The organism is Corynebacterium gottingense, assembly GCF_003693265.1.
Classification (GTDB): domain Bacteria; phylum Actinomycetota; class Actinomycetes; order Mycobacteriales; family Mycobacteriaceae; genus Corynebacterium; species Corynebacterium gottingense.
On the sequence record NZ_RDRE01000028.1, the window covers coordinates 1 to 11912 of the forward strand.

An 11912-nucleotide genomic window follows, 5' to 3' on the forward strand; every position below is an offset into this window, starting at 1 on the left:
GTGAGTCGGCACGCTAGGAAATGCTAGCAGCCCTTGGATGCACTACACCCCGCGCTTCGCTCGCGTCCCGGCCCAGTGAAGTGGGGCGGACGTGAACCGAAGACGCGGGGTGCATGTGTCAGGGGGTTGCCGATTCGGCTTAGGACTCCTTCTCGGAGTTCTCCTCCTGCTCAGCCTTCTCGGCCTTCTCAGCCTCGGCTGCCTGCTCAGCGGCGCGCACTGCGTGCGGCTGCTCAACCGGTGCGACCTCCTGCGGCGTTGCTGCCTCGGCGGCAGCGGCGGCCTTGGCCGCGTCGGCAGCGGAGACATCGTCGGAGGACGCTGCGTTCGCAGCAGCCTCGGATGCCTCGGCCTGCAGCTTGGCGTCGTTGTCGCCTGCTGCGTCGCGGGCGGCTGCCAGCTGGCGCTCCTCGCGCTGCTGCTTACCAGCCACGACTGCCTCGCCCACGATGTGGGTGAGCAGCTTCACGGCGCCGATGGCGTCGTCGTTGCCCGGGATCGGGAAGTCAACCAGGTCCGGATCACAGTTGGTGTCCAGCACAGCGACAACGGGGATGCGCAGCTTCTGCGCCTCGTTGACGGCGATGTGCTCCTTGTTGGTATCCACAATCCACAGCGCGGACGGCGTCTTGGTCATCTCAGAGATGCCGCCGAGGACGCGCTCAAGCTTGGTGCGCTCGCGGGTGAGCATGAGGATTTCCTTCTTACCGCGGCCGGCGTAGCCGTCCTCGGCTGCGTCCATCGCCTGCAGTTCCTTCATGCGGGCGATTCGCTTGGACACGGTCTGGAAGTTGGTGAGCATGCCACCGAGCCAGCGGTGGGTCACGTACGGCATGCCGACGCGCTCTGCCTCTTCCTGGATCGGCTCCTGTGCCTGCTTCTTGGTACCGACGAAAAGGAGGGTGCCGCCGTGCGCAACGGTCTCCTTGACAAACTCGTATGCCTCGTCGATGTAGGTCAGCGTCTGCTGCAGGTCAATGACGTAGATGCCGTTGCGATCGGTGAAGATGAAGCGACGCATCTTCGGGTTCCAACGACGCGTCTGGTGGCCAAAGTGCACACCTGCGTCGAGGAGTTCGCGCATGGTTACAACTGCCATGGGAATGTCTCCTTTGGAGAAATAGTTCGGTTATGTACTGGTCAATGTGCGGGTTTTTATCCCACACCCTGGCACCGTGCGTGCCGTGCGCCCCACGAAAAATGGGGACCGTCACCCGGCTCGCGTTGCTCGGCGCGCGGAGTCAGCCACACGTACTGTGCAGACTGCCCGAATAACTATACGCACGAACTGCGCAAACACCTAATTGCCTGCACCGTTGTGGATAACTCGACCCGCCTATCCACAGATTTTTCGTTTACCCTTTGCTTCACGCGAAATATCTGGTTTACATAAAGCATGCAATGCTTTTCGACGCCCACCCGTACCCACGCCAACCACCCACCATCACGTCTCACACGACTCCTCTTCGCCGCGTTGTCAGCCATCGTGTTCCTCGCGACCAGTGCCACCGCAGTCCACGCGTGGGTGGACCCAACGACGGCTGCGAGCTCCGTGACGCGAGTGACCAGGCCCGCAGAAATTCCGCTGCGCAACTGGCAGCCAGGCCACCGCGGCGTGGATCTGGCAGCCGAACCAGGAGACACGGTCTACGCATCTGGCGAAGGCACCGTGTACTTCGCCGGCGTCGTTGCCGGCACCCCGGTTGTCTCCCTCCAGCACCCGGAAGGCTTTCGCACCACGTACCAACCCGTGCGCACCACCCTCAAGAAGGGCGCTGTCGTAGCTGAAGGCGACGCGCTCGGGACACTGGTGTACACCCCGCCGGGCGCGCCACACCGACACGACGGCCTACACTGGGGCGCACTCAAAGCCGAACCGGGCGGTGAGAAGTCCTACTTCGATCCCCTCACGCTGCTGGATGCCCCCGAGATCCGCTTAAAACCCATCGGCCCCCAGTAAAACTGGCGACTACGCTCGCGGATGCGCCTGCTCGTAGACTTTGCGGAGGCGTTGGGAAGACACGTGGGTGTAGATCTGCGTGGTCTGCAAGCTCGAATGGCCGAGCATTTCTTGCACGACGCGCAGGTCTGCCCCTCCTTCTAGCGTGTGGGTCGCAGCCGTATGGCGCAAGGTGTGCGGGCTTAAGTCCGCGATCTCCGCACGCTGCCCGGCGCGCTCCACGATCCTGCGGACCTGCCGCTGGTCGATGCGCGCTCCCCTGGAGCCGACGAAGAGGGCTTTGGTGTCGCCCGCAAGTTCGCTGCGGCCGTGTTCCAGCCAGTCTTGCATTGCCAGGCTGGCCTGGTTGCCAAATGGAACGGTGCGCTGCTTGTTGCCTTTGCCGGTGACGCGGGCAGTGCTGCGGTGAAAATCGACGTCGCCGACGTCCAGCCCGGTCAGTTCGCCGACTCGGATGCCGGTGGCGTAGAGCAGTTCGAGGATTGCGCGGTCGCGCAGGCCTTCGGCGGGGTGGGCGTCGTCGGCAGTTTCAGCCTCAACCAGTTCGCCTGCGCGTGCGGGATTGACTACATGCGGAAGAGGGCGCTTGACCTGCGAGGTGACGAGACGGGCGGCGACGTCGGCGTCGAGAAGCCCTTGCTTTGTCGCCCACGTGGAAAAACCGCGTGCGGTTGCGGTGCGTCTGGCAAGGGTGGAGCGGGCTTTGCCGGCGCGCGCGGCGTCGGCAAGCCAGGTGCGCAACGTGTCGAGGGTGAATTCGTCGAGGTTGGTGACGTACTCGGCGAGCGAGCGGAGGTCTGCCGCATACGCTTTGACGGTGTGTGCAGAGCGCCCTTTTACCGTGCTCGCATAGTCGGCGTAGTCCTCTACTGCTGCGAGGAATTGTGAAGCCGCACCGTTGTCACTCATGCAACAGGAGTGTACTCATTCCCCGCGGCCTGGGCGCCACGCGGGCCACTCCCCTCCTACCCGCGCTCTCGTGCTCTATCCGTTGTGTGCGACCTTCACCGCGCGTGACCATTGCCGGCGATTGCGGCGCACAAGCCCGCGCCGCTCAAGCTCCATGAGGAGGTGGACGGTCAGACCAGTACTCATACCGGCGGTGGCGGAGATAGTCTCCGCATCCCGGGCTTGATCAGCATGCGGCGGGGTGGCGTCGAAGACGCGGAGCTCATTGTGGCTGAGCTGCTGAATCGGGTCCGCAGCGAACTCAAGCTCCATCTGTTCGTCCGCATCGATCGCGCCCAGCTGGCCAAGCTGTGCGTGGATCTGGTCGCCGTTTAACACCATGGTGGCGGTGCGATTCCTAATCGCGAGGTTCGCCCCGAGCGAGCCTGCGCCCAGGATGGAGCCGGGCACGGCCATCGCGTGGCGGTTATAGTAGCGCGCCCACTTCAACGTATTGAGCGCACCGGAGCGAAACGCTGCCTCGACCACCACGCTGCCCTGCGTGAGCGCTGCGACGAGGCGATTGCGGGTGAGAAACCGGTGCCGATCGGGTGTCACTCCTGGCGGGTACTCGGTGATAAGCGCGCCGTCAGCGGCAACAATGCGGTCAAAAAGCCGCTCGTTGCGTCGCGGATACGTCACACCTGGGCCGCATGCTGCCACCACCACCGTCGGGGTGCGCGCGGCGAGTGCTGCCTCGTGCGCGACAGTATCAATGCCGATAGCGCCACCGGAGACCACCGTGTAGCGGTGCTTTGCCACCGCCGTCACAAGGTTTTGGGTGGCCTGGTGGCCGTACGTGGTCGCGGCCCGTGTGCCCACAAATGCCACAGACTGGTCGAAGAGCTCAGCCAGGTTGGTCGAGCCCCGCACCCACAGGGCGTGTGGCGCGGCACCGTCGGCAATAGCGGTCTCCATATTTTCCCGGCTTGCGTAGGCTCCTCGTACAAACGAGTCATGGACCTGCGCGGTCGGCCACCCAGGCGAATCGGGGGTGAGCAATGCGTAGCCCAGCGAGTGGGCCTGCTTCAGGTCTTCAGCGGGTCGATCCCAGTCGTAGCGTCGCTCGGTCGTTGCACGTAGCGGGCCAAGCCACGAGGCTCGGGTACGCACCCCTCGAGCAATTTCATCGGCGTCGCGCCCGGCGCGCAGCATTTCCTGCAGGTGCGTTGATGGGCCCTCGATGACGCGTGACAGGTAGGCCCAGGATTCCAGTTTGCTCATGCTGCGTGCTCCTCAGGTTGTGGAGCGTGCATCTCACACGCTCGCGCGACGTGGTCAATGTCGGGGACGGGTGCTTCCTCAAGGTCCGCGAGCGTCCAGGCGAGTTTGAGCACCTTATCTACCCCGCGCTGCGTCAGCTCGCCGTGGCTGAGACGGTTGGCAAGGAAGACCATGCCGGTCTCGTCGGCGGGGAATTCGCGGCGGATCAGTGTGGAAGCCACCTTCGTGTTCGTCCGTGCACTGCACCCAGCGTTGCGCCAGCGGTGCGCCGCGCGTTCGCGCGCCTGGGCGACACGTTGCGCAATCACCGCGCTCGGCTCCGCGTCCTGCGGGCTGAGCACGGCTGATGCAGCTGTGGTTCGGACAAAGACGTCCAACCGATCTCGCAGCGGACCAGAAATGTTTGCCAGGTGCCGCGCCCGCTCGCTTGGGTGGCAACGGCACTGCTCCGGCTCTCGCCCACACGGGCACGGATTCGCAGCCAGGATGAGCTGGAATTGTGCGGGGAAGACCACGGTCCGCTTGCCTCGGGTCAGGCGGACCTCGTGCTGCTCGAGCGGGATACGTAGCGTATCGAGCACGCGAGCCGGGATCTCAGATGCCTCGTCCAAAAACAGCACGCCGTGATGTGCCTGGCTGACCGCGCCGGGCAGCGGTGTGTGCGGTCCCCCGCCGAGCAGCATGGCTTTGGTCAGTGAGGGGTGCGGGGCGATAAACGGCCGGCCCGTCACCACCTCGCCGCGGGCGATGCCTGCGGCTTGGTGTAGCGAGGTGCATTCGATGCGCTCGTGCTGGTTCAGTGGCGGCAGGATGGAGGGAAGCCGCTCGGCGAGCATGGATTTACCAGATCCAGGTGGGCCCACCATCATCACGTGGTGGCCACCTGCTGCGGCGACCTCGAAGGCTGCGCGCTCGTGAGCTTGTCCGGCAATGTCGCGAAAGTCTGGGGCGGCTGAAGCTCCTACTGCTTCTGTGTCAGACGGTCCCGTGGAGTCTATGGCGTGTGGGTCGACAGGTTCCAGCAACGGGCCGTCGATAAGCCAGCTCCACACCTGGCTCAACGAATCGGCCATCACAATCCTGGGGTCGCCGAGGAGTGCGGCCTCGCGCGCATTGGCGCGGGGAATGACGATGGTCTCGATGTCTGGGCGCAGACGCGCCTGCAACAACATCGGCAAAATTGCCTCGACACGTCGCAGCGAAGCGTCGAGGGCGAGTTCGCCCACAAGCATGGTCGAGCGCAGACGGCGCTGCGCACGCGGGTCAAGGCTGCCCAGCACCGCGACCGCAACCGGCAGATCAAAGTGCGAGCCGGCCTTTGGCAGGTGCGCGGGCGAAAGGGAGACCATAATCTTCGTGCGCGGCCACGACAGCGATGCGTTGGCAATTGCCGTGCGGATGCGCTCCCGCGATTCCTTGACCGCCGCATCGCCCAGGCCAACCATGTGCATCCCCGGCAGGCCAGGGCCAACGTTGGCCTCCACCGTCACGGGGTGCGCGTGCACACCCTCCACGGTCGCGGTTTGTGTACTAGCAAGCGCCATCTTCGGCCCCCTCGAAACGCTGGAGGGCGAACCCGGTGCCGTCGAAAAGCGCTTCCACAACGTCAAAGCGCACTTCCCTGTGGCCCTCGTGCACATTGCGCCCAAGCCACTCCGCAGCGCAGCGCCGCATCGTCGCGAGCTTCTTCGACGTCACCGCCTCCGCGGCCCCGAACGCCGCGCCGCGACGTGTTTTCACCTCGATGCAGACGATTGCCCCATCAGGCGCGAGCATCACAATGTCGAGCTCACCAGATTTGCACCGCGCGCGGTGCTCGATGAGCAGATAGCCGGCGTCCTCATACCAGGCGATCGCGCTGGCCTCCCCGGCGTAGCCGAGCTCGTACTGGTCGGCGAACGGTGTGTCCGCCACGTGTGTGTAGTGGTGCATTGCCCCTCCCAAAGTCACTCGATTGTCCGGAGCGCGTGTGCGCTCCCCTATCTAGTTAGACTCCGAAAAAGGGGCCTCGGTTCCCTCACAGGGAAAAATAGTTGGGTGGAAAAGCAGGGTTAAGCGACAAAATGCGTGCTTCTTGAGCTATGGATTCCCGGTCTTACCTCCGGCTACGGCGGGAAAGTGCTCGTTGAATCGGGATTCCTGGCTTGCAACGTGAAGGTCCACCACTTCAGTCATGAGATGCGCTACAAGCACGGGCACGTCCGTTGGGCTGGTGCAGATACTCCACTCGCGCGCGTCGTCCCACCGATGCGCGCGGAGCCAGGCATCAACACTGACAGGAGTGAACTGGTCGAGGAACCTGGCGCGGTGATCCCGCCATGCTTGGGCCACATCCAGCTCGGGCCCTGAGCACGGTTCAGCCAACAGGGCGGCGTGCTCGATACGGACTGCCTTGAAATAACGCACTGTTTGCTCGGCGCTGGCGCACAGATACCAGTCGCTGCCGGCCGACACCAGACCATGCGGCTCCACCACCAGCTCCTGCACACGTACGGCTTGGCGTGAACGATACGTCAACCGCAACCGCTGACGGGCGAACACGCCTCCTTGGACGGTTACGAAGGCCTCCCCAGGTTGCAGCGCACCAGGTTGCGGCAACCAGCCGTGCGGATCAACCACGATCCGCGACGCAACCTCCAGACTCTGACCACGATGCGCCTCGAGAACCGCAGCCAGCAGCTTGCGCACCTCCGAGGCTAACGCATCACCCAGCCCAATCGAATCCGGGCCCCACGACGAGATCGCAGCGAACAACGCGTGGCTCTCGTCCTCGGATAGCGCTGTGACATCAGTGCGGTAGCCCGGCATTAGGCGGACCCCGCCGTGGGGCCGCGCTCGCAGTACACCGGCACTCCAGCAGCCGAAAGGGCTTCCACATCTCGCGGCACGTTACGACGCGACACCTCCAGCCACTGCGCCAGCTCTGCCGTCGAGAGCCCGCCATGGGTACGCAGCAGCCAGATCATCGCCAACAACCGATCCGCCCGCATGGCCCCAACCCTCGCACGCATACATGACAGAAGACGTCATCTATCCCCTTAACGTCGTGATCCAAGCAACCAGACTGCCCCCATGGGGCCCACAAGGAGAACCGCCATGACAGACTTCGCACCCACCAGCGTGATCCTCTACGTCACCGACGTCGAGGCCAGCACCACCTTCTACCGCCAAGCCCTGAACAAGGAGCCCATCGAGACCTTCGACGACTTCGCAGTGTTAGCCTCACCGAGGACGTCACCATCTGAATCCAGACCCGCGACCAGATCGACCCCGCCGCCACCGGCACACCCGGCAGCGTCGAACTATCCATGAGCTACGCCCCCGACGATGAGGTCGACCAGCTCTACCAAGACTGGACAACACTTGACTTCCCCATCGCGCTGGAACCCACCACCCTGGAGCTCGGCTACACCTTCGTCGCCTCCGACCCCGATGGATACCGCCTCCGCGTCTGCGCCACCGACACCACCAACCTTTAGGGGTCTTGCTGACATTCCCCCGCTGAGGCCCAAAGCGCACTCGGTTTGGAGGGCGAGGCGAGGAGAGCGCTGATTCCGTCGGCAAGTATCTCCTGCGGGCTGATGTGGTGCGTCGCGTGGAGTCGCGCATAGGTGGGAGCCTGCTCAGGGTCGATGGCGACGCGCTTCTCGTCGGCTGCCATAGGAGCGGTCAGGGAGGCGCCGATCACCAGGTTGGACAATCGGTAGGCAGTTCCCAGCGGATCCGGGGCACCCGCTTGTTCGAGCAGGACGCACATCCGCTCGGAAAGGGCCAGGTACGCCGGGCCCCTGGGAGCGCGCATACCGATGACCTGACCGGCCCACCGGTGGGTCGTGAGGTGCGTGAAGAAGGCGTCCATCAGGGCAGGCAGGTCGGCGTTGCGGATCGACTCGGACATCACGGCATCGTCTGCAAGCGCTGTGTCGAGGGCGAGGTCAAACAGATCGTCGACGGATTCGACGCGGGAGTACAGGCTGGCTGGAGCGACACCCACCTGTTGCGCCACAGATCGCAGGGTGAGGGCCCTCAACCCGCCTTCGTCCAGCAGCCTTACCGATGCCCTCGCAACCTCGACGATGTCCACTGCGCGGAGGCGTTGCACAGGTTTGCGGTGTTCCCAGTAGCTCACCCCACCAACCTAACCAAACACGCTTCAGTTAGCTATCCAATCTATGTTAGGTTTAGTGCATGCTGGATTCCACCACCCTCCCGATCACCTTTGAGAACACTCGCCTACGCCCCCTCTCTGAGCTGGATGCAGACGCGTATGCAGCCGGCACCAAGGATGAAGCTGTGCGGCGCTTCGGCCACCTACCCGAGTCCGACTACACCCCAGAGTCCGTGCGACGGATGATCCGTGACGAGGTTGCTGAGGGTCTGTCGGCCGGCACGCTGGCAGTCCTCGCGCTTGTCGATGCCGAGACGGACCGGTTTGTGGGCTCCTTGGTGATCTTCGATGTCAGCTCCGAGGTTGCCGAGGTCGGGTTCTGGATTCATCCGGATGCGCGGGGAGCAGGGCACGCTCGTCGGGGCCTGGAGTTGGCATCGCGCTTCGCACGCAACAGTGGACTGCGAACCTTGACAGCACGCACGCTCCTGGAGAACAAGGCCTCCCAGAGGTGCTTGACGAACGCAGGGTTCCGTGAGGTCGAGCGAGCCGTCGGGACCACGCCCGCAGGACAGCAGGAGGAGTTGTTCCACTACCGGCGCGATCTCAAGCCCACCGCCCAGTGGCCATTGGTGACGGAGCGACTCCATCTCCGTCCGCATAACGCCGACGATGCCGAATGGCTTCACGAGCTGTACTCGCGACCCGACGTTGCCCGCTACCTGTTGGACGAGCCATGGACCGCGGAAGTCACGCGCAAAAAACTCGCCGAGCGGCTAGCGAAGACCAGCATCGATGGCGAGACTGGTGCGCTTGCGCTGGTCATAGAGCATGGCGGCGTCGCGATCGGAGACGTCGCCCTCTGGCTCACCGATCACGAGCACCGTCAAGGCGAGATCGGGTGGGTTCTCGACCCGGCGCACGGTGGGCAAGGTTTCGCCAGCGAAGCAGTCCGAGCAGTACTCGCCCTCGGGTTCGACCACTACAAGCTCCACCGCGTCACCGCGCAGATGGATGCTCGCAACAGCGCCTCGGCAGCACTCGCTCGTCGTGTCGGGTTCCGGCTCGAAGCACATCACGTCCAGGACTGGTTCAGCAAGGGCGAATGGACCGACACCCTCATCTACGCGCGACTTGCCTCCGAGCACATGCGCCAATGATCGGGAGTCTGACTTTCATGCTCCTTGTACGCGGCTCTCAAATCTACCGCGCTCTGACGACGTATCGGCAACGCGCGCGCCCCGTCACACCGCTCACTGATGGGCATGCCAAGTGCCCGCACTGTGGTCAAGAAGTCGAGATCGCTGCCGTGTTGATGATTCCAAACGCTGCTTCCTTTTGACGATTCTGCTCGTCTTTGGAAGCAACGCATGGTCTGATCTCAGCGCACCTGCTAGGCCGGGTATGACACGTCGGGTTCGTTGGGTTCCTGGCGGTCACTGTAGGGATTCCTTGTTATCCGTCTTCTAGTGCTGGTGGTTCCGGCTTACCTGATGGTCACCGGGTCTAGTTAGACTCCGAAAAAGGGGCCCAGGTTCCCTCACAGGGAAAAATAGTTGGGAGGAAAAGCACAACGCCCGGCCGAAAAGTCGGCCAGGCGCTGCAGAAATCCCTGTGCGCATGGAGTGAAAAATCTAGCGGTCCGGGAATGTCAGATCCGGCTTGTCCAGCTCCTCAATGTTGACGTCCTTGTACGTGATTACTCGGACGTAGCGGACGAAACGCACTGCGCGGTACATGTCCCACACCCAGCAGTCGGACATGCGGACCTCGTAGTAGACATCCTTGCCCTCAGCGTGCGGGATCAGCTCTACCGCGTTGGCCAGGTAGAAGCGGCGGTCAGTCTCAACGACGTAGGAGAACTGGCTGGCCACATCCCTGTACTCGCGGTACAGCGAGAGCTCAACTTCGGCCTCGTAATTGTCCAGTTCCTCAGCGCTCATGCAAGCACCCCTTTTTCGTAAACCTCGTGCGCCTGTTTGACGTTGGCATAACTATAACGGTGCTCACACGTTGCACCGTGGCGGCGCACCGCATCCATGTGGACCTTCGTCCCGTACCCCTTGTGCCCCTCCAACCCATAGCCGGGAAAGTCCTGTGCCATCTGGGTAATCAGCCGGTCCCTGCTCACCTTTGCCAGCACGCTAGCCGCGGCAATACAGCGAGCAGCGGCATCCCCGCCCACCACGGGCAGCTGCGGAACGGTCAGGCCCGGGACGCGGAAGCCGTCCATGAGCACGTAGCCGGGCCGTACCTGAAGCCGCGCGATCGCTCGCCGGGCTCCGTCGAGGTTCGCAGCCTGAATGCCGCGACGATCAATCTCCGCGGCGGAAATGTGCACGATGGCGTAGGCAAGGCTGTGATGGCGGATCGGATCGAACAACGACTCCCGGCGCCGGGCAGTCAACTTCTTCGAGTCGGTGAGGCCTTCGAGCTGGCGCAGCGGTGCCGGCGGAAGCACGCACGCAGCAATGGTGATCGGGCCGAAGCATGCGCCCCGTCCCGCCTCGTCCACCCCCGCGACCGGCCCGAACCCTGCTTTATCCAGGGCTACCTCGTAGGTGCGCAGCTGTTTGAGCCTGCGAACGCGAGTCATGCGCGGTGGACCGTCCTACTGCTGGATGTCCATGCTTTCCACCCCACCAAAGCGGTTGAGCGGGAAGACAATGCCAAGCACTTTGCCGCGGATGTTCTCGCGCGGGATCGTGCCCTCTAGCCCGTCACCCATGTGGTAGCGCGAGTCGGAAGAGTTGGTGCGGTTATCGCCCATCATGAAGTAGTGGTCCTCCGGCACCTCAACTGGCCCGAAGTAGGGTCCACCGCAGGCCTCAGAGCCAGAGGAAGGGTCCACCGGATAAAACGGCGGAGACAAGGTGTAATCCTGCTGAATCGGTGCGCCGTCGACCATCACGGCTGTGTCTCCCTCTTGGCACGAAACCGTCTGCCCACCCTCGGCGATGATGCGCTTGACCAGGGTGTTTTCGTCCTTCGGTACCAGGCCCACCCAGGAGCCGACCTCCTGGATGCCACGCACGACGGTGTTGTCCGAACGGTTGGTGGAAAAGCCGGTATTCCAAGAATCGGTGCCCTTGAACACGATCACATCACCCGGCTCAGGGTCGTTGAAGGCGTAGGTGACCTTCTCGACAAAGATGCGGTCACCCGAGCCATTTTCGCCGTGCAGCGTGGGCTCCATTGAGCCGGACGGAATCACATACAGCCGCCCGATGAAGGTCTGGATGAGGAAGATGAATACCAGCGTCAGCGCGATCACCATCGGGATTTCGATGTACCACGGCATCTCCTTGGAGGCCTTTTCACTGGCCCCGTTCTCAGCAGTCTGCCCGGCAGACTCCGCCTGTGCTGCGTCGCGCTGCGGCGTAGCAGCCGCGTCTTGCCGAGGCTGTGCAGCGGGAGCTGCGGGCACTGCAGGCACTGTGGTGTCGCGGGGGTACTCCGGCTCAGGCGTTGAGCCGCTTGGCTGTCCGTTCACGTTGGTCACCTCGCATACTCTAGCAGCGCCGTGCGTCCCACCAACAAAATGCAAAACGCCCCGCCCACCGAATCGTGTCAGTGAGCGGGGCGCCGGTGCCGCAGACTAGCGACGCTCCTTAATGCGGGCTGCCTTACCGCGCAGATCGCGCATGTAGTACAGCTTCGCACGACGGACGT

At 63.6% G+C, this 11912-nt stretch carries 16 protein-coding genes; 4 read left to right on the top strand and 12 right to left on the bottom strand.

Features of this window, described 5'->3' with window-relative positions; all coding sequences use genetic code 11:
* Positions 1-139: 139 nt before the first annotated feature.
* A complete protein-coding gene (rpsB, locus tag EAW56_RS10220; RefSeq protein ID WP_095534810.1) occupies positions 140-1099 on the bottom strand; it encodes a 30S ribosomal protein S2 in 960 nt (319 codons plus the stop codon).
* A gap of 297 nt (positions 1100-1396) precedes the next feature.
* On the opposite strand from rpsB, the gene EAW56_RS10225 reads away from it, so the two are divergent.
* Positions 1397-1960: a M23 family metallopeptidase gene (locus EAW56_RS10225; protein WP_095536761.1), complete on the top strand. Its 564-nt coding sequence runs from the start codon at positions 1397-1399 to the stop codon at positions 1958-1960.
* A gap of 9 nt (positions 1961-1969) precedes the next feature.
* Here the strand turns inward: EAW56_RS10225 and EAW56_RS10230 are convergent, their stop codons facing one another.
* From EAW56_RS10230 to EAW56_RS13240, 6 genes are all read right to left on the bottom strand, one after another.
* Positions 1970-2869, bottom strand: coding sequence for a tyrosine recombinase XerC (locus EAW56_RS10230; protein WP_095536762.1), 900 nt, complete (start codon positions 2867-2869; stop codon positions 1970-1972).
* 75 nt (positions 2870-2944) lie between these two features.
* Positions 2945-4132 carry a DNA-processing protein DprA gene (locus EAW56_RS10235; protein WP_122086424.1) on the bottom strand — a complete coding sequence of 396 codons (1188 nt, stop codon included), beginning with the start codon at positions 4130-4132 and terminating at the stop codon, positions 2945-2947.
* Positions 4129-5676 (bottom strand): YifB family Mg chelatase-like AAA ATPase, encoded by a 1548-nt coding sequence (locus EAW56_RS10240; protein ID WP_095536769.1) that lies wholly within the window; start codon positions 5674-5676, stop codon positions 4129-4131. Before EAW56_RS10240 ends, EAW56_RS10235 begins: the two co-directional genes overlap by 4 nt.
* Complete coding sequence (locus tag EAW56_RS10245; protein ID WP_095536770.1) at positions 5663-6064, bottom strand: YraN family protein; 402 nt, start codon at positions 6062-6064, stop codon at positions 5663-5665. Before EAW56_RS10245 ends, EAW56_RS10240 begins: the two co-directional genes overlap by 14 nt.
* 147 nt (positions 6065-6211) lie before the next feature.
* Entirely contained in the window at positions 6212-6940 is a 729-nt protein-coding gene (locus EAW56_RS10250; RefSeq protein ID WP_205691321.1) for a helix-turn-helix transcriptional regulator, read from the bottom strand.
* Positions 6940-7143 (bottom strand): helix-turn-helix transcriptional regulator, encoded by a 204-nt coding sequence (locus EAW56_RS13240; RefSeq protein ID WP_353959753.1) that lies wholly within the window; start codon positions 7141-7143, stop codon positions 6940-6942. The genes EAW56_RS10250 and EAW56_RS13240 overlap by 1 nt, the downstream gene beginning before the upstream one ends.
* 85 nt (positions 7144-7228) lie before the next feature.
* On the opposite strand from EAW56_RS13240, the gene EAW56_RS12885 reads away from it, so the two are divergent.
* Together EAW56_RS12885 and EAW56_RS12890 are read left to right on the top strand one after the other, a co-directional pair.
* Positions 7229-7444, top strand: a complete 216-nt coding sequence (locus tag EAW56_RS12885; protein WP_205691334.1) for a VOC family protein — start codon at positions 7229-7231, stop codon at positions 7442-7444.
* Positions 7441-7611, top strand: a complete 171-nt coding sequence (locus tag EAW56_RS12890) for a VOC family protein (protein WP_205691335.1) — start codon at positions 7441-7443, stop codon at positions 7609-7611. Before EAW56_RS12885 ends, EAW56_RS12890 begins: the two co-directional genes overlap by 4 nt.
* On the opposite strand, the gene EAW56_RS10260 is transcribed toward EAW56_RS12890, so the two are convergent.
* Positions 7608-8261: a TetR/AcrR family transcriptional regulator gene (locus EAW56_RS10260; RefSeq protein ID WP_338063591.1), complete on the bottom strand. Its 654-nt coding sequence runs from the start codon at positions 8259-8261 to the stop codon at positions 7608-7610. The two genes, EAW56_RS12890 and EAW56_RS10260, sit on opposite strands and share 4 nt — an antisense overlap.
* Before the next feature lie 59 nt (positions 8262-8320).
* Between EAW56_RS10260 and EAW56_RS10265 the strand changes: the two genes are divergently transcribed.
* Complete coding sequence (locus EAW56_RS10265; RefSeq protein WP_095536771.1) at positions 8321-9400, top strand: GNAT family N-acetyltransferase; 1080 nt, start codon at positions 8321-8323, stop codon at positions 9398-9400.
* Positions 9401-9874: 474 nt separating this feature from the next.
* Here EAW56_RS10265 and EAW56_RS10270 read toward each other — a convergent pair whose 3' ends face one another.
* From EAW56_RS10270 to EAW56_RS10285, 4 genes are all read right to left on the bottom strand, one after another.
* On the bottom strand, positions 9875-10183 hold the full coding sequence (locus EAW56_RS10270; RefSeq protein ID WP_095536772.1) for a DUF2469 domain-containing protein: 309 nt from the start codon (positions 10181-10183) through the stop codon (positions 9875-9877).
* A complete protein-coding gene (locus tag EAW56_RS10275) occupies positions 10180-10836 on the bottom strand; it encodes a ribonuclease HII (protein WP_095536773.1) in 657 nt (218 codons plus the stop codon). The genes EAW56_RS10270 and EAW56_RS10275 overlap by 4 nt, the downstream gene beginning before the upstream one ends.
* A gap of 15 nt (positions 10837-10851) precedes the next feature.
* Positions 10852-11541 (bottom strand): signal peptidase I, encoded by a 690-nt coding sequence (gene lepB / locus EAW56_RS10280; RefSeq protein ID WP_095555174.1) that lies wholly within the window; start codon positions 11539-11541, stop codon positions 10852-10854.
* 297 nt (positions 11542-11838) lie between these two features.
* On the bottom strand, positions 11839-11912 hold a 74-nt coding region (locus EAW56_RS10285; protein WP_122086426.1), incomplete at its 5' end, for a 50S ribosomal protein L19.

Bases quoted from the DNA above. Each gene is read 5' to 3' on its own strand.
- rpsB (WP_095534810.1), bottom strand. From the start codon at position 1,099: ATGGCAGTTGTAACCATGCGCGAACTCCTCGACGCAGGTGTGCACTTT.
- EAW56_RS10225 (WP_095536761.1), top strand. From the start codon at position 1,397: ATGCAATGCTTTTCGACGCCCACCCGTACCCACGCCAACCACCCACCA.
- EAW56_RS10230 (WP_095536762.1), bottom strand. From the start codon at position 2,869: ATGAGTGACAACGGTGCGGCTTCACAATTCCTCGCAGCAGTAGAGGAC.
- EAW56_RS10235 (WP_122086424.1), bottom strand. From the start codon at position 4,132: ATGAGCAAACTGGAATCCTGGGCCTACCTGTCACGCGTCATCGAGGGC.
- EAW56_RS10240 (WP_095536769.1), bottom strand. From the start codon at position 5,676: ATGGCGCTTGCTAGTACACAAACCGCGACCGTGGAGGGTGTGCACGCG.
- EAW56_RS10245 (WP_095536770.1), bottom strand. From the start codon at position 6,064: ATGCACCACTACACACACGTGGCGGACACACCGTTCGCCGACCAGTAC.
- EAW56_RS10250 (WP_205691321.1), bottom strand. From the start codon at position 6,940: ATGCCGGGCTACCGCACTGATGTCACAGCGCTATCCGAGGACGAGAGC.
- EAW56_RS13240 (WP_353959753.1), bottom strand. From the start codon at position 7,143: ATGCGTGCGAGGGTTGGGGCCATGCGGGCGGATCGGTTGTTGGCGATG.
- EAW56_RS12885 (WP_205691334.1), top strand. From the start codon at position 7,229: ATGACAGACTTCGCACCCACCAGCGTGATCCTCTACGTCACCGACGTC.
- EAW56_RS12890 (WP_205691335.1), top strand. From the start codon at position 7,441: ATGAGCTACGCCCCCGACGATGAGGTCGACCAGCTCTACCAAGACTGG.
- EAW56_RS10265 (WP_095536771.1), top strand. From the start codon at position 8,321: ATGCTGGATTCCACCACCCTCCCGATCACCTTTGAGAACACTCGCCTA.
- EAW56_RS10270 (WP_095536772.1), bottom strand. From the start codon at position 10,183: ATGAGCGCTGAGGAACTGGACAATTACGAGGCCGAAGTTGAGCTCTCG.
- EAW56_RS10275 (WP_095536773.1), bottom strand. From the start codon at position 10,836: ATGACTCGCGTTCGCAGGCTCAAACAGCTGCGCACCTACGAGGTAGCC.
- lepB (WP_095555174.1), bottom strand. From the start codon at position 11,541: ATGCCGTGGTACATCGAAATCCCGATGGTGATCGCGCTGACGCTGGTA.